16 protein-coding genes are annotated in these 16,296 nt (G+C 57.4%); 2 read left to right on the plus strand and 14 right to left on the minus strand.

All coding sequences use genetic code 11. The features are described 5' to 3' along the window. Positions 1 to 105: 105 nt before the first annotated feature. The 9 genes from PMI17_RS14905 to prfB all read right to left on the minus strand — a co-directional run bounded on the left by PMI17_RS14905 (position 106) and on the right by prfB (position 8,254). On the minus strand, positions 106 to 777 hold the full coding sequence (locus PMI17_RS14905; RefSeq protein WP_007890262.1) for a DUF1989 domain-containing protein: 672 nt from the start codon (positions 775 to 777) through the stop codon (positions 106 to 108). A gap of 13 nt (positions 778 to 790) precedes the next feature. Continuing rightward, complete coding sequence (locus tag PMI17_RS14910; RefSeq protein WP_007890263.1) at positions 791 to 1,456, minus strand: amino acid ABC transporter permease; 666 nt, start codon at positions 1,454 to 1,456, stop codon at positions 791 to 793. After that, positions 1,456 to 2,106 carry an amino acid ABC transporter permease gene (locus PMI17_RS14915; RefSeq protein ID WP_007890264.1) on the minus strand — a complete coding sequence of 217 codons (651 nt, stop codon included), beginning with the start codon at positions 2,104 to 2,106 and terminating at the stop codon, positions 1,456 to 1,458. The genes PMI17_RS14910 and PMI17_RS14915 overlap by 1 nt, the downstream gene beginning before the upstream one ends. A 3-nt stretch (positions 2,107 to 2,109) precedes the next feature. Beyond that, positions 2,110 to 2,757 carry an urea carboxylase-associated family protein gene (locus PMI17_RS14920; protein WP_007890265.1) on the minus strand — a complete coding sequence of 216 codons (648 nt, stop codon included), beginning with the start codon at positions 2,755 to 2,757 and terminating at the stop codon, positions 2,110 to 2,112. Then, positions 2,741 to 3,373, minus strand: a complete 633-nt coding sequence (locus PMI17_RS14925) for a DUF1989 domain-containing protein (protein WP_007890266.1) — start codon at positions 3,371 to 3,373, stop codon at positions 2,741 to 2,743. Before PMI17_RS14925 ends, PMI17_RS14920 begins: the two co-directional genes overlap by 17 nt. A gap of 2 nt (positions 3,374 to 3,375) precedes the next feature. Then, positions 3,376 to 4,212, minus strand: coding sequence for a transporter substrate-binding domain-containing protein (locus PMI17_RS14930; RefSeq protein ID WP_007890267.1), 837 nt, complete (start codon positions 4,210 to 4,212; stop codon positions 3,376 to 3,378). A gap of 262 nt (positions 4,213 to 4,474) precedes the next feature. Next, positions 4,475 to 5,326, minus strand: a complete 852-nt coding sequence (locus tag PMI17_RS14935) for a MurR/RpiR family transcriptional regulator (RefSeq protein WP_007890268.1) — start codon at positions 5,324 to 5,326, stop codon at positions 4,475 to 4,477. Between the two features lie 299 nt (positions 5,327 to 5,625). After that, positions 5,626 to 7,146, minus strand: coding sequence for a lysine--tRNA ligase (gene lysS / locus PMI17_RS14940; protein WP_007890269.1), 1,521 nt, complete (start codon positions 7,144 to 7,146; stop codon positions 5,626 to 5,628). Between the two features lie 9 nt (positions 7,147 to 7,155). Further along, positions 7,156 to 8,254 (minus strand): peptide chain release factor 2 gene (prfB, locus tag PMI17_RS14945; RefSeq protein ID WP_157178887.1). Its coding sequence is split into 2 segments (ribosomal slippage): positions 7,156 to 8,178 and positions 8,180 to 8,254, totalling 1,098 coding nucleotides; the frame shifts between segments, so codons are not numbered across the junction. 552 nt (positions 8,255 to 8,806) lie between these two features. Between prfB and PMI17_RS14950 the strand changes: the two genes are divergently transcribed. After that, positions 8,807 to 11,551 carry an autotransporter domain-containing protein gene (locus PMI17_RS14950; protein WP_007890271.1) on the plus strand — a complete coding sequence of 915 codons (2,745 nt, stop codon included), beginning with the start codon at positions 8,807 to 8,809 and terminating at the stop codon, positions 11,549 to 11,551. Positions 11,552 to 11,652: 101 nt separating this feature from the next. On the opposite strand, the gene recJ is transcribed toward PMI17_RS14950, so the two are convergent. The 3 genes from recJ to xerD are packed head-to-tail and all read right to left on the minus strand — an operon-like array spanning position 11,653 to position 15,016. Next, on the minus strand, positions 11,653 to 13,377 hold the full coding sequence (gene recJ, locus PMI17_RS14955) for a single-stranded-DNA-specific exonuclease RecJ (RefSeq protein ID WP_007890272.1): 1,725 nt from the start codon (positions 13,375 to 13,377) through the stop codon (positions 11,653 to 11,655). A 9-nt stretch (positions 13,378 to 13,386) separates the two neighbouring features. Further along, on the minus strand, positions 13,387 to 14,100 hold the full coding sequence (dsbC, locus tag PMI17_RS14960) for a bifunctional protein-disulfide isomerase/oxidoreductase DsbC (RefSeq protein WP_007890273.1): 714 nt from the start codon (positions 14,098 to 14,100) through the stop codon (positions 13,387 to 13,389). Between the two features lie 22 nt (positions 14,101 to 14,122). Continuing rightward, positions 14,123 to 15,016 (minus strand): site-specific tyrosine recombinase XerD, encoded by an 894-nt coding sequence (gene xerD / locus PMI17_RS14965; protein ID WP_007890274.1) that lies wholly within the window; start codon positions 15,014 to 15,016, stop codon positions 14,123 to 14,125. 99 nt (positions 15,017 to 15,115) lie between these two features. On the opposite strand from xerD, the gene fldB reads away from it, so the two are divergent. Further along, the gene (gene fldB, locus PMI17_RS14970) at positions 15,116 to 15,634 is read left to right on the plus strand and encodes a flavodoxin FldB (protein ID WP_007890275.1); all 519 of its coding nucleotides are present in this window, start codon (positions 15,116 to 15,118) and stop codon (positions 15,632 to 15,634) included. On the opposite strand, the gene PMI17_RS14975 is transcribed toward fldB, so the two are convergent. Next, positions 15,631 to 16,023: a protein YgfX gene (locus tag PMI17_RS14975; RefSeq protein ID WP_191322097.1), complete on the minus strand. Its 393-nt coding sequence runs from the start codon at positions 16,021 to 16,023 to the stop codon at positions 15,631 to 15,633. The two genes, fldB and PMI17_RS14975, sit on opposite strands and share 4 nt — an antisense overlap. A 1-nt stretch (position 16,024) precedes the next feature. Continuing rightward, positions 16,025 to 16,291, minus strand: a complete 267-nt coding sequence (gene sdhE / locus PMI17_RS14980) for an FAD assembly factor SdhE (RefSeq protein WP_007890277.1) — start codon at positions 16,289 to 16,291, stop codon at positions 16,025 to 16,027. Between the last annotated feature and the right edge of the window lie 5 nt (positions 16,292 to 16,296).

A 16,296-nucleotide genomic window follows, 5' to 3' on the forward strand; every position in this document is an offset into this window, starting at 1 on the left:
ATGGGGGAGGAAGATGCTGCAATATGATAGTTGGGGAGCTGCATGTGGCAGCGTCTCCTTCCCCCATTTATGGGGGAAGGCCGGGATGGGGGACAGCATGCACAGTCAAGCCGGAACCCACGCACCCTGCAGCTGCACCTGCGGGAAGCCATCGGTCAGAATACGCAGTTCAGCATCGCGCGGCGTGTTGTCGCCCTGCCCCTGAATGCTGACGATATCCTGCGGGCAGGCGGAGAACGCCACCAAACAATCCATCTCGGCGCGCAGCACTATATAGTCGCCCGGCTTAGTCACCACCGGCAGCGTCTTCAGCGTGATGCCGTCCGGCTGCACCTGAATATTCATAAAAATATTAAACGATGCCAGATTGCCGTGCGGCAGCGTCACGCCCAGCTCGCTCATGCCTTCAAACAGGTTGTCATGGCAGTTGCGATGCGGTTCAGTGCAACCCAGCAACTCATAACGCCGCGCATCGCAGGCGGCCATAAAGGTGTCGTGCACGCCCGGCGAGGTATCCGCCACCAGCGTCAAAATCGGGTGGCGCTGGCTGGTAATAAAGCTGTCGCCCACTTTCGGATTGAGACGCTGATTCCACACCCGCGTCGCCTCCATACACATATATTCACTCACATCCTCAGCGTTATACGCCCAGCAATCCACCACCTGGGTGCCGTGCAGGTTGATCACCTGTACCGCTTCACCCTTCTTCAGTCGCACCGCTTTACCAAAGCGCGCCGGGATAGTTATCACTTCACGATGCTGAAATTCCGCTGACATGTTGTTCTCCAGATTAGTGCTGCATGGCGCGACGATAGCGCGTCATGCGAGATTCAAGGCCGCGCGCCAGCCAGTCGATCGCGCTGTTGAGCAGCCAGTAACAGAGCGCCACGGTGAGATAGATCTCCAGCGGCGCGTAGGTATCCGAAATCGCCTGTTTGGCGGCGTACATAAACTCCTGCACCGAGACAATCGACAGCAGCGCCGAGTCTTTAATCAAACCGATCATCAGCCCCACCAGCGGCGATAACATCTGCGGTAGGGTTTGCGGCAGCACCACATCACGCAGCTGTTCGCTACGGCTTAAGCCGAGCACGCGGCACGCTTCCCACTGCCCTTTCGGCAGCGCATCAATGGCTGAGCGGATCACCTGCGCGATATAGGGCGCGTAGTAGAGCGTTAGCGCCAGCACGCCCACCACCGGCGACGACAGCGTGATGTCATATTCCGGCAGCACAAAATAGAGCAGATAGATCACCACCAGCAGCGGCAGCGCGAGGGTTAAGCCGCTGTAAATATTGAGCAAACGCAGCCAGAACGGCGAGGCGCGCATCAGCAGTACGGCCAGCAGCGCGCCCCACAGCAGCGAACAGAGCGCCGCCACCAGACAGAGCTGCAGGGTAGCGACCAGGCCGTCAGCCAGCGACGGTAACGAGGTGGTAATTGCCTGCCAATCCATTACGCCATCCTCCGTTTCGCTTCCAGACGCCGCGCCGCGGCAATCAACGGCATGGCGATTAACAGGTAACCCGCCGCCACCAGCAGCAACACCTGAGTGGCTTCATAGGTGCGGGCGATGACGATCTGTCCGGCATAGGTCAGTTCGGTCAGCGCCACCACCGAGGCCAGCGGCGTGGTTTTCAGCAGAATGGTGAATTCATTGACCAGCATCGGCAGGCTGGCGCGCATCACCTGGGGATTAATCACATACCACCAGCTGAGAAAACGGCTCAACCCCAGCGTGCGCGCGGCTTCAAGCTGGCCGCGCGTCACCAGGCTGCGATTAACGCGCAGGATTTCCGCCACGTATGCGCCGCTGTTGAGGCCGATGGCAATTACCGCCGCCAGCATCGGCTGCCCACCCAATCCCAGCCGTGGCAGCGTGAAAAACACCACAAACAGCTGCACGATCGCTGGCGTGCCTCGCATCACACTGACGTAGCCGCGGCCGATGGCGCGCCAGATCCAGGCTCGGCGCAGCTGCAGGTAGCAGCCGAGCTGCCCCATTACCACGCTGACTAACGACGCCAGCACGGTCAGCACCAGCGTCATTAGCAGTCCGCGTCCGAGTTCCGGCAGCGCGGCTACCACCTGTTGATCCAGCCCCATGCGTTACTCCGCGTTAAAGTCGTGCAGGTTTTCCGCCACCGACAGCAGCAGCGGCGCGGGCTTATCGTTACCCTCAATGCCGGTGTTGCAGGCGGAGACGATGAATTCCGTATCCATCACCACGCGACAGGTAATGCTGTCGCCGGCTTTGGTCTGATTGGTTTCCGGCAGAATATCGCCCTCGCGCGTGAGCTTGACGTGCATAAACAAGTTGATCGGATCCGGCAGCTTCGGCACCACCCGACCAAGACGCGCCAGCTCGCCGCGCACACCCTCAACGCAACCTTCGCCCTGATAGCCGCGCTCGGCGAGAAACGCGGTGGTAGACGCCGGTAGCAGCAGGTCGTGACGCTTTACGCTGTCTTTGCCCAGCACCATCATCGGACGGCGACGGTTATTCACCAGACGCATACCGGAACCCAGCAGATAACTGTTGCTGAACACCCGCGTATGGTGCACCGACAACCATACGGCGGAATCGGCAAGGCTAAAGCCAAACAGCGACGCAACGGCACCTTCGCCCAGCGCGGTGATGCGCAGTAGCTGACCGCGCAGCACGCGAATCGAACCCACGCTGCCCGCCGCAACCTGCACCGGTTCAGCCAGCGTGCGCACGGCGGTTTCTTCATAACTTTCACGCATTAACAGCATGATTCATCTCCTGAGCGTGAAAATGGTCGCTGACCACGATGTCAATTGGCGTCACCTGCAGGCCGTTACCGGGAATGATGTCCTGCGGGCAGGATGACACCGAGCAGATCAGGTCGCACAGCGCTTCAAAGGTGATGCTATCGCCCGCAACGCTGTTGGGATCGGTGACTTCCATGCGGCCATCGGCGGTGACCGGGCCGTTCTGGAACAGGTTGAACGGTTCCGGCAGCGAGAAGTAGGTCACGCCAAATGCCTTCATCCCCTCCAGCAGGTTGTCAACGCAGTTGCGATGCCCTTCTACGCCGAAATCGACGCTGAAACGGGTGCGATCGCACGCCGGTACGTTGGCATCGTGAATGCCGATGCTGTCGGCAAGAATGCGCAGCATCGGGCGGTTTTCACTCGACCACAGCGCATCGCCGGGTTTGAAGAACAGCGAACGCAGCTGCTGGCGCGTATGGACCGGCGACAGCTTCTCGTTGAGATCGTCGGCGTTTACCGCGACGAAATCGGCCGCCTGCTGCCCTTCGCTATCAATTACGGTAATGAACTGGCCTTTGCGCACGCGGAAGGTTTTGCCAAAGCCGGCGGGCACCGTCAGGTTGGACTGGCACATAATTACTCCTGCGGAATGAAGTCGCTGGCGGGTACGGTGAAGGTGGTGCCGAGATACTGCTGCTGCAGTTTGGTCAGCTCGCCCTCTTTCTGCATCGCCAGGATATGCGCGCTAATCGCCTGGTTCAGGCTGCCATCTTCTTTACGCGTCGCCCAACCCATCCACTGCGACGGGCCGACTTCGCCCACCTGCGCCACTTTACCGGCGTATTTTTTCGCTACTGGCGCCAGTACCGAGATGTCGTCATAGACGAAATCGGCGCGTTTAGTCATCAGCGTGCTGACGGTTTGATCCAGCGAATCAACGTTAATGATGGTGATCGGTTTTTTGCCCTCTTTCTTAAGCTGCTCGTTAAAGCCTTTCAGCAACTGCTCCGGCACGCTGGCGGTTTTCACCGCGCCACGCAGGCCTGACAAGCTTTCCGGACTGAGGGTTTTGCCACTGAACGCTTTGGCTGCGTCTTCACGCACCAGCACGCCGTTAACGGTTTTGCTGTACGGCACGGTGAACAGCACTTTCTTCGCGCGTTCAGCAGTGACGTTAAGGGAGGAACCTTCGGCGTTGAACGAGCCAGAGATCAGCCCCGGCAAAATGCCGCTGAAGGCAGTTTTCTGAAACTCCAGTTTCACACCGAGATCTTTTGCAAAGGATTGCATGATCGCCACGCTGTAGCCGGTGATCTCACCTTTGTCATCGGTGTATTCATAGGGAGGAAAGGTTGGATCGATACCGACGGTAATTTTGCCGCTGCTTTTGATGTCGGCCAGCGTATCGGCTTGCGCCTGCGCCATGGTGCCAACGGAAAGAAGTGCGGCGATCAGCAGTGCTGTTTTTTTCATTATGGTGTTTCCCTGGTGTTGGTGAAATGTCTTTTTCTACTGAGCATGTTTTGTGCCAGTTTTTTCACCACTACGCAGAGTGCATTACGCCAGGTCAATCTTTAGTGAATAAAATCAACTGGAAACAATTGTTTCTTAGATTTTATTTTTAATTTCTTAGGTTTCACTGACAAGTGGGACGGCGGCTATTGCTGGAGAGAGAGTTGGCAGGATTGCACTGTTTTGGGGCGACTTCTGGCGCAAAATGCGCCAGCACGGCGCACTATTCAAGCTCGTCGAGGGATTGGTGCAGCGCTTCAATTTGCGCGAGATGATCGTTGCTGGCTTTACCCATTTGTCGGGCCACCAATGAACAGAGCAGATTGCATACGCCAGAGAGCGCGGCGGTGCTGTCGAAGATCAGGCTGCTGTCGGTGTGGCAGCGGATCACCCATTGCGCGTGGCGCACCGGTTTGCCGGAGAGCACATCGGCGATATACAGCATTGGGACATTGCGCTCGGCCAGCGCGTTCATTGCCGCTTCCAGCGCCGGCATGCGTCGCCGCAGACCGACGCAAATCACCACATCTTCCGCCGTCAGCGCCGCCATATGCTCCGCCAGCGAATCGCCGGGACGCGGCAGCAGACGGACATCGGAATGAATATGGATCAGGTCGCGGTAGATCAAATGGGCGATGGTTTGGCTGTGGCGCCAGCCCATCACCACCACGCGCCGCGCCGCGCTGATGGCGGTAACCGCTTGCTGCAGCTGTTCGCTATCCAGCGTGCGATAGCTGTTGACCAGGTTGGCGATCTCTTTTTCCAGGTGCTGCTGCATGATGCTGGCCAGCGGTGATGCGCTGGGCGCCGGTTGCAGATAGAGCGGCGATCCGCTGCTCTGCATCTCACGCGCCTGGCGACGTGCGGCTTCATAGCTTTCATAGCCAAGATGGCGGAAGAAACGCGTGGTGGTGGCTTTCGAGACGCCGGCGCTGTGCGCCAGTTCGGTGGCGGTATTCATGGCTAACTGGCCAGGTGCGGCAAGAAGCACATCGGCTAAGCGCTGTTCATGGCTGGAGAGTTGATCCCAGTGCTGACGAATCCGGCCCTCTAACGTTGCCGCTTTTGCACTCATGGTGATTCCCTGAAAATGAAAAAAACCATCCTGCACAGAGCGTGCCGGGTTGTCATCAGGAATTTTGTGTTGGGGGGAGTGTGCTGGCTGTCTCACTACTCGGTCTGTGCTGGCTGTCTCACTACTCGGTCTGTGCTGGCTGTCCCCCATCCCGGCCTTCCCCCGCAAGCGGGGGAAGGAGACGCTGCCACATGCAACTCAGAACTAACATGTGGCAGCATCTTCCTCCCCCACTTGTGGGGGAGGACCGAGGAGGGGGACAGCAGGCACCGACCAGGATGGGGGACAGCGACGCCGAATTACTTACCGGTCGGGCGCAGTGCCGGGAACAGGATTACGTCGCGGATGGTGTGGCTGTTGGTAAACAACATCACCATACGGTCAATACCAATACCCAAACCTGCGGTTGGCGGCAAACCGTGCTCCAGCGCGGTTACGTAGTCTTCGTCGTAGAACATCGCTTCGTCATCACCGGCATCTTTCGCATTCACCTGCTGCAGGAAACGCTCAGCCTGATCTTCTGCATCGTTCAGCTCCGAGAAGCCGTTACCGATTTCACGGCCGCCGATGAAGAACTCGAAACGATCGGTGATTTCCGGGTTCTCGTCGTTACGACGCGCCAGCGGGGAAACCTCAGCCGGATATTCAGTGATGAAGGTTGGCTGAATCAGGTGTGCTTCGGCGGTCTCTTCGAAGATCTCCGTGACCACGCGGCCCAGGCCCCAGCTCTTCTCAACTTTGATATGCAGCGATTTGGCAATCGCCACCGCTTTATCGAAGTCTTCCAGATCGCTCAGGTCGGTTTCCGGACGGTATTTCTTGATCGCTTCACGCATGGTGAGCTTCTCGAACGGCTTACCGAAATCGAAGCTGTGATCGCCATACGGCACTTCGGTGGTGCCCAAAACATCCTGCGCCAGAGTACGGAACAGGCTTTCGGTCAGCTCGATCAGATCTTTGTAATCCGCATACGCCATATAGAGTTCCATCATGGTGAACTCTGGGTTATGACGCGGTGAAATACCTTCGTTACGGAAGTTACGGTTGATCTCGAACACGCGATCAAAACCGCCTACCACCAGACGCTTCAGATACAGTTCTGGCGCAATACGCAGGTACATATCGATGTCGAGCGCATTGTGATGGGTGATGAACGGACGCGCAGAAGCACCGCCAGGAATCACCTGCATCATCGGAGTTTCCACTTCCATAAAGTCGCGGTTAACCATGAACTGGCGAATGCCGGCCATGATTTTTGAGCGTACTTTGAAAGTGTTACGCGATTCGTCGTTGGAGATCAGATCAAGATAACGCTGACGATAACGGGTTTCCTGATCGGCCAGGCCGTGGAATTTATCCGGCAGCGGACGCAGCGCTTTGGTCAGCAGACGCAGCTCAGAGATGTGGATCGACAGCTCACCGGTTTTGGTTTTGAACAGCTTGCCGCGCGCACCGAGGATATCGCCAAGGTCCCACTTCTTAAACTGCTCGTTGTAGACGCCTTCTGGCAGATCGTCGCGTGATACGTAGATCTGAATCTGGCCGCCAACATCCTGCAGGGTAGCGAAAGACGCTTTACCCATGATGCGGCGCGTCATCATACGACCCGCCACGCTCACTTCGACGCCGAGCGCTTCCAGCTCTTCGTTCTCTTTGGCGTCATAGCTGGCGTGCAGCAGATCTGACGTGGTATCACGGCGGAAATCGTTAGGGAACGCCACGCCTTTTTCACGCAGCGCGTTGAGTTTTTCGCGACGCGCTTTCAGTTCGTTATTTAACTCAAGGGCGGCATCAGCGCTCTGCGGTTGTTGTTCAGACATGTCGGTTCCTTATAGCCCTGCTTTTAAACTTGCTTCAATAAAACGATCGATATCGCCATCCAACACCGCCTGGGTGTTGCGGGTCTCTACGCCGGTGCGCAGATCCTTGATGCGTGAATCGTCGAGAACATAAGAACGGATCTGGCTGCCCCAGCCGATATCAGACTTGTTATCTTCCGCTGCCTGCTTGTCCGCGTTTTTCTTATGCATCTCATATTCGTACAGCTTGGCGCGTAACTGCTTGAAGGCCTGATCTTTGTTCTTGTGCTGTGAACGGTCGTTCTGGCACTGCACCACAATGTTGGTCGGCAAGTGGGTAATACGCACCGCAGACTCGGTTTTGTTGACGTGCTGGCCGCCCGCACCGGAGGCACGGTAAACGTCGATACGCAGATCGGCGGGGTTGATATCGATATCGATGTTGTCATCCACTTCCGGGTAGATAAACACCGAACTGAATGAGGTATGACGACGGCCACCGGAATCGAACGGGCTCTTACGTACCAGGCGGTGCACGCCGGTTTCGGTACGCAGCCAGCCAAACGCGTAGTCGCCGATGATTTTAATGGTGGCGGATTTGGTTCCGGCCACTTCACCGTCTGACTCTTCGATGATTTCGGTTTTGTAGCCTTTGGCTTCGGCCCAGCGCAGATACATACGCAGCAGCATGCTGGCCCAATCCTGCGCTTCGGTGCCGCCGGAACCGGCCTGAATATCCATGTAGCAGTCAGCGCTGTCATATTCGCCGGAGAACATACGACGGAACTCCAGTTCGCCCAGCTTCACTTCCAGTGCATCCAGCTCGGCCACGGCTTCGTTGAAGGTCTCTTCGTCGTCGGCTTCTACCGCCAGATCCAGCAAGCCCTGCACATCTTCCAGGCCCTGACGCATGTGATCTAAGGTTTCTACCACCGCTTCCAGGGAAGCGCGTTCTTTACCCAGCGCTTGTGCGCGCTCAGGTTCGTTCCAGACGTCAGGCTGTTCCAGCTCGGCGTTTACTTCTTCAAGGCGTTCTTTCTTGGCATCGTAGTCAAAGATACCCCCGAAGAACGTCGCTGCGCTCACTGAGGTCCTGAATACGATTTTTGACCGGATTAATTTCAAACATGGCTTTTCAGTCTTTTTTGACGATTCGGTGAAAGGAGATAAAAACTAACGCGCTAGTTTACCCGAAAGTGTGCGTACTTTGTAGCATTGCACGCGGCTGACGAAGGTATCTGTCAGCGAAAAGAAAAAAAGTTCGCCCACTTCTGGAAAGCTCACCGCATGACCCTTTCCAAAAATCCTCCGCTGGCCCAACAGCTTCAGACATCGTTTAAGAAATTTCGTATAAATCCCGGATAGTTAATGCCGAATGCATTCATTAAAGATCATGATTTTTAAGGCAATTTCATCAAAAATACTGCGTGAGAAATTTCCTGCAATAAAGCAGAAGCGTCTCAAATAACGCCATTAAGCAGCTGATACTTCGACCATCGATTTGTGCGTCCGCCTTTATCATTTTGCTCAGTGACTATCCCCTATCCAGCATCACTACCGTCCCGATCGTTTGTCACCACGCCCGCCAGGAACGCGCCGCCCCGACAAGGAACGACACCGTAATCAGCGCCCGTTAACGTGAGCGGGCACGACATGTCCTGAGAGACATGAAGGAGCATTGATGTATACCGGTTTGCGCACTTCACCACGCTTACTTGCATGGTTAATTCCCTTGTTACTCGCCGCCTGTGGCGGCGGTGGAGGCGGCGGCAGTTCAGCCCCCTCACCCACCACCGGCACGCCTAAACCGCCGGATCAGCCCAGCAGTGCAGCTAATGCCAGCAAAGTGGGCATTATTGATTCGGGATTGTCGCCGGATCGCAGCGAAATCAACTACGCCAACGTGCATTTCGCCAGCTATGTCGGCGGTGGCTCCGGCTTAAATGATAATCAGGGGATTAACGGTCACGGCACGGTGGTGGCGCTGACGCTGCTGGGTTTGTCATCCAGCAGCGCGCTGTATGTGGCTCAGGGATCGCAGAATAATCTGTTTAACTATGATGACACCGAGCGCGCGGTTAACGGCCTGCTGAGTCAGGGCGTGCGCGTTTTCAATATGTCGTTTGCCTCAACCGAGCGCCTGACCACGGCGCAGGCGTTAACTGATGCACAGCCGCGCTATCAGGTGCTGGTGCAAAGCCTGCGCGCTATTGCCGCCGCTGACGGTCTGGCGGTAGTGATCACTGGCAACGGTGGTACCTCAACCCCTTCCCCTAATGCCCAGCTACCGCTGATTTATCAGGAGAGTACGCTGCAAAAAAACATGCTGGCCGTCACCGGCGTGATGGACAGCACTTCGTATGACACGGCAAATCGCGCTCCATTAACCGGCCCGTTTGATGCCTGCGGCAATGCTGCGGCCTGGTGTCTGAGTGCGCCCGGTTATACCGATTATCGCTTCCAAAATGCCGATGGCAGCGGGTCAAACGTGCGTAGCTACGGCACCTCGTTTGCTGCACCACGTGCCGCAGCGGCGGCCTCGCAGGTGTTACAGCGCTTTCCGTGGATGAGCGGCTACAACCTGCAGCAAACCCTGCTGACGACCGCCAGTTACCGCAGCGATGCCTACGCGAACGTGGCGGATAGCGCCAACGGGCGACCTTACAACGACACCTTCGGCTGGGGCGATCTCAACCAGGCCAAAGCGCTGAACGGTCCGGCGATGTTCTGGGCCGATGATTTTCATGCCAGCCTCGATGGCGGTCGTTATCAGTTTTCCAATGCAATTAGCGGCGACCATGGATTAGTGCTGGACGGCACAGAGCGTGGCGGCGTACTGCAGTTAACTGCGAATAACAGCTATCTCGGCCAGACGCGCGTCGCAGCCAACACCTTGCTGATTGCGGGGGCTATCGCCGGAAGTGCCAGCGTCAGCGGCAGCGGCACCTTGGGCGGCAGCGGCGTGATTGGCGGCAGCCTGCTAAATCAGGGCTCGGTTAACGGCGGCTTACAGGTACAAGGCGATTATCAGCAAGGCAGCAACGGCGCGCTGAATATCGCGCTGGATAGTCCGCTGCGCGTCGCAGGCCACTCGACGCTGGACGGCACGCTGAATCTTGCGCCGCCCTCATCGGCCTATGTGGTGAAACAGCAGGAGACGCTGCTGACCAGCAATGCGGGCGTCAGCGGGCAGTTCAGCCAGGTGAACACCGGCGTATTCCTTGAGGGTTCCGTCAGCTATAACGCCACTAGCGTTAGCGGCCAGCTTACTCGCAAAAATACCGCTGCTACTGCGGCGGCACTCGGCTTAAGCGCTTCCAGCACGCAGCAAACGGCGGCCAATCTGGAGCAGGCATTCAGCGTGGCGGATAACTGGCAGCAACAGGGTTCGCTCAGCCGCTCACAGCAGAGTGCGCTGGGTGCCGCTGGTGCATTCCAGACGCTGGCCGATGCCAGCAGCGCGCAATCTGCTCTCAATTCGCTTTCCGGCCAGGCGCACGCCTCCAGCAACGCGGTGCTGTTTAATGCGCTGGATTATCAAACGCGTCTGCTGAGCAACCGCATCGCCGATGCCAGCGCCGATAAGCGTTACGGATTCTGGCTGGAGAGCGGCCAACTACGCGGTTCGCTCAATCAGGATGGCTATCTCGGCAGCGATTATCGCAATACTTTGACGGCCTTAGGCGTGGACAGTGATTTGGGCATTTCAGGTCTGCGCGTGGGTGTGGCCTGGACGCAGAATCAGATCGATTCAACATACGATCAAACCGGCGGCACCAGCCGCAACCGCCTGCAGGGCGCCATGCTGTATGGTCGTTACGACCTGACGCCGGCATGGTATCTGCAGGGCAATCTTAGCTATCAACACGGCCGCGATGAGTTAAAACGTTTGGTGCTGCTGGATGAGGCCGCACCGGTCTCATCCACCACCAGCAGCAACAGCTGGCAGGCGGCGCTGCAAAGCGGCTATCGCTGGACGATTGAGGATAACTATCGCCTTGAACCGTATCTCGGCTGGCGTGAAACCGGGCTGGAAACCGGCGCGTTTACCGATAAAGGCAGCGCGTTCGGCTTGAGCGGCGACGGCGATAGCTATCATCGCAGCGTCGGTTACAGCGGCTTGAATCTCAGCGCACAACAGGATTGGTCGGCGAATTGGTGGAGCATGTTGAGTCTGTATGGCGAATATCAGTACGCGCTCAACAATCCGTCAATGGATGTCAGCGCGCGCTGGAGCGGTTTTGGCGCTGAACAGAACAGCTTCCAGATTCCCGGCATGCAGCTCGATCGCCGTTCGCAGTGGTTAGGCGTACGGTTGGACGTGGTGCAAGCGGCGCGCGCGCGGCTGTTCTTGCGTGCCGATCAGCACTTCGCCGATCATGGTGACGAGAAAGTGCTGCGCGGCGGCGTGGATGTGAGTTTCTGAAAAGCGCTATGAAGGTCAAAAGAGCGCGATAAAACGCGCCGCTACAAATACGTGCAAATCTTGTAGCGGCGCAATTCATTGCGCGATGCAACTGATGCAACCTACATCGGCCAGATGTGATCAATGATCAACTGTACTGAACGGTTGCCGCGGTACTCGTTAATATCCAGCTTATAGGCCAGCTGCACCTGACGCACGCTGCTGTCTGGCCACAGCGTGGTATCCACGTTGAAGGCAATGCCATCTAATAGCGGGCCGCCACCGAGCGGCTCGACCATCACTTTTAAATGGCGCTCGCCCACCAGCCGCTGTTGCAATAGCTTGAACTTGCCATCAAACACCGGTTCCGGGAACGCCTGGCCCCACGGACCGGCTTCGCGCAGCATCTCAGCGGTGTGCAGCGTAAACTCCTGCGCGTGCAGCTCGCCATCAGACCAAATCACGCCCTGCAACGCTTCACCATCCAGCCACTCATCAATCAGTGCGGCAAAACGCTCACGAAATTGCTCATACTTTTCGCTTTGCAGTGACAAACCGGCCGCCATGGCGTGGCCACCAAACTTGATCATCATGCCGGGGTAGAGCGTATCGAGACGCTCCAGCGCATCGCGCAGATGCAAACCGGCGATCGAGCGACCGGAGCCCTTCAGCGTGCCGTCACCGGCGGGTGCGAAGGCGATCACCGGACGATGGAAACGCTCTTTGAGTCGCGACGCGAGGATGCCCACCACGCCCTGATGCCACTCCGGATGGTAGAACGCCAGGCCCAGCGGCAGATCGGTGTGCTGACGCTCCAGTTCATCACACAGCGCCAGCGCTTCGCTCTTCATGCCCTGCTCAATCTCTTTACGCGTCTGATTGAGCGCATCAAGTTCATTAGCCAGCATGCGTGCCTGGGAAATATCCTCGGTGAGCAGCAGCGCCACGCCGACCGACATATCATCCAGGCGACCGGCGGCGTTGAGGCGCGGACCGACGGCAAAGCCCAGATCGCTGGCGGCGAGCTGGCGGGCATCGCGGTTGGCGATCTCCAGCAGCGCGCGGATACCGGCGCGGCATTTGCCCGCGCGGATGCGACTTAAGCCTTGCCACACCAGAATGCGATTATTGGCATCCAGCGGCACCACATCCGCCACCGTACCCAGCGCCACCAGATCGAGCAGTTCCGCCAGGTTCGGCTCCGCGCGGCCATCGCTAAACCAGTTTTGCTGACGCAGATGCGCACGCAGCGCCAGCATCAGATAGAAGGCAACGCCGACACCCGCCAGCGAGCGCGAAGGAAATGCGCTGTCATGAAGATTGGGGTTCACAATCGCTTCGGCGGCAGGCAAGGTTTCGCCCGGCAGATGGTGATCGGTAACCAGCACCGGAATACCATGCTGATGTGCGGTATCAACACCGGCATGCGAAGAGATGCCGTTATCGACGGTGAGGATCATCTCCGCACCGCGCGCTTTGGCCTGCTCGACCACTTCCGGACTTAATCCGTAGCCATCTTCGAAGCGGTTCGGCACCAAATAATCAACGTTGCCGCCCAGGCTGCGCAACGCCAGCACGGTTAACGCCGTACTGGTGGCGCCATCGGCATCGAAATCGCCCACCACCACTATGCGCTTGCCCGCTTGCAGCATCTGATGCAGCAGCGTTACTGCGGCTTCAATCCCCCCCAGCGTTTGCCACGGTAGCAAGTGTTTGGCGCCGCGCTCCAGCTCCTGCGCGTCTTTAACGCCGCGCTGCAGATATAAACGACGCAGCAAGGGCGGTAAATCAGCGGGTAGGCTGGCGTCGGCCTCGGCTTCACGCCGACGCAGTTCAACAGAGTGCATCACTGTGCGTTAACCGCCACGCTTCTGACCGTCGAGCACTTGCTTCAGCTCTTGCGGTCCCTGATAGCCAGGAATCATCATGCCGCTATCGGTAAGAATGGCTGGCGTGCCCTGAATCCCAAACAGGATGCCGAGTTTGTACTGCTGCTCAATATTGATTTTGCAGGTAGCCGGCGCATCCATCTGCGGCGCATCGCCTTTCATCGCGGCATCAAAGGCTTTTTTACGATCGGCGCTGCACCAGATGGCGCGCATGGCTTTTTCCACCTGGCCGTTCAGACCTTCACGCGGGAAGGCGAGATAGCGCACGGTGATGCCAAGCGCGTTGTAGTCCGCCATCTGCTCATGCAGCTTGCGGCAGTAGCCGCAGGTGATGTCGGTGAACACGGTGATTACGTGCTGCTCTTTCGGCGCTTTGTAGACAATCATGTCTGGCGCCAGCGCGCTGACTTTTTTGTCCAGCAGCTGGTTGGTGACGTTGACCGGCTGGCTGCCGCTGACATCATACAGCGGGCCCTGAATCATATGTTTGCCGTCTTCGGAAACGTACAGCACGCCGCTTTCGGTCAGCACGGTTTTAATGCCTGGCAGCGGTGACGGCTGGATTTCCGCCTGCTGCAGCCCAATTTTCTTCAGGGTTTGCTGAATGGCATTGTCATCGGCGTGTGCCAATCCAGTGAATGCACTGACCAGCAGAGCCAGCATCGTAAGCTGCTTTTTCATCTTAAATCCTTGTTACCGCAACTCAAGCGCGCGGATGATGCTGTTGATGTAACAGACGCAGACGCTCGGTAGCGACGTGCGTATAAATTTGCGTAGTCGAAAGGTCGCTGTGGCCCAGCAACATCTGTACGACGCGTAAATCGGCGCCGTGGTTCAGTAAATGTGTGGCAAATGCGTGGCGCAGCACGTGCGGCGACAGTTTTTCGCTATCGATACCGGCAAGGGTCGCATAGTGTTTAATGCGATGCCAGAAGGTCTGCCGCGTCATTTGCTGCGCGCGCTGGCTGGGGAACATGACGTCCAGCGTTTGCCCATTCAGCAACCACGGTCGGCCATGTTCCATATAGTATTCAATCCAGTAAACCGCTTCTTCACCTAACGGCACAAGGCGCTCTTTGTTGCCTTTACCGATTACGCGCACCACGCCCTGGCGCAGGCTAATATCGCTGATGGTTAGCCCGACCAGTTCCGTGACGCGCAATCCGGTGGCGTACAGCAGCTCCAGCATCGCTTTGTCACGCAGTTCGAGTGGTACATCAATACTCGGCGCCTGCAGCAGGCGCTCGACCTGATTCTCGCTGAGATCTTTCGGCAGACGCTGCGGCAGCTTTGGTGCGGCAAGCAGCGCGCTGGGATCGTCGCTGCGCACTTTTTCCCGATAGAGATATTGGCAAAGGCGGCGGATGGCGCTGAGGGTGCGCGCCGAGCTGGTGGCCTTATAGCCGCCCTCAACGCGCTCGGCGAGAAACTGCTGCAAATCAAGCGCTTCCAGCGTTAGCAGCGTGCGATCGTGATGATGCAGCCAGCCGGTGAGCGTCTGGAGATCTTGCCGGTAGGAGGCGAGCGTGTTCTGCGCCAGATTACGTTCAATCCAAAGCGCATCGAGAAACTGTTCGATCAGATCGCTGTCCTGCACTGTTATCTCCGCCGTGTGAAATCGTGCTCATTATGCCTGAATGTAGCCTGCTTCTGGTACAATTGCCCCCGAGTCAGTTTCAGTCAGAGCATTAATTGCATGAATATTGGTCTATTTTACGGTTCCAGTACCTGTTACACCGAGATGACGGCGGAGAAGATTCGCGACTTTATCGGCGAAGAGTTAGTCACGCTGCACAATCTGAAAGATGACGATCCGTCGCTGATGGAGCAGTACGATCTGCTGATCCTCGGGATTCCAACGTGGGATTTTGGTGAGCTGCAGGAAGATTGGGAAGCGATTTGGCCGCAAATCCCGGCACTGAATCTGCGCGGTAAAATCGTGGCGCTATATGGCATGGGCGATCAGGGCGAGTACGCCGAATGGTTTCTCGATGCGCTAGGCATGTTGCACGAATTGCTGCAGCCGATGGGCGTGCAGTTTGTCGGCTACTGGCCGCTGGAAGGCTACGAGTTCACCAGTAAAAAACCGCTGACCGCTGACGGCTCGCAGTTCGTTGGTTTAGCGCTTGATGATGTGAACCAGTTCGACCTGAGCGATGAGCGCGTCGAACAGTGGTGCGAACAGATTCTGACCGAAACCGCGGCGCTGCTTTAAGGCAGCGTTTGCCCATCACGCAGAAAACAGCAGGCGCGCAGCGTGCGCCATTCACCGGGCGGCAGGCTGTCGTGCATCAACCACAGCCGCCAGCGTTTCCCCTGCTGATTACGCAATACCAGCAACACGCCATACGGCAGCCAATCCGCTTTACGTTGGGCTTGCCAGCGCACGCCGCGCCACAGCCAATCGCCCTTTACGTCCAGCGTCAGGCAACCCACGCGCTGCACTAAGCGCCGTTCGTTACGCCAGCACTCCGCCAGCAGTAACAATAAGATGGCCGCTTTGCCCCACGCCCATTCGTCTGGCCAACTCAGGCTCAGCAGCAAACCGGCACACAGCAGCGACAGCGTCACATTCAGCGCGCGCGCACTGGGTGACGCCCGCAAATTACATTGCCACCGGACCGCGTTCACGGTTGCGCTGCTGAATCAGTTTCACCATACGTTTGAACTCGGGATCCACCGGTTCGCCGTGATTCATCAACCAGTTGAACAGGTCCGGATCGTCACTCTTCAGCAGGGCAATAAACACCTGCTTATCGGTATCGTTCAGCGAATCATATTCGTATTTGAAAAACGGCATGATAGCGATATCCAGCTCCAGCATGCCGCGACGGCACGCCCACTGGACGCGGGCTTTGTCATTAATTTCCATGTCTC

The organism is Pantoea sp. GM01, from assembly GCF_000282675.1.
GTDB lineage: Bacteria > Pseudomonadota > Gammaproteobacteria > Enterobacterales > Enterobacteriaceae > Pantoea > Pantoea nemavictus.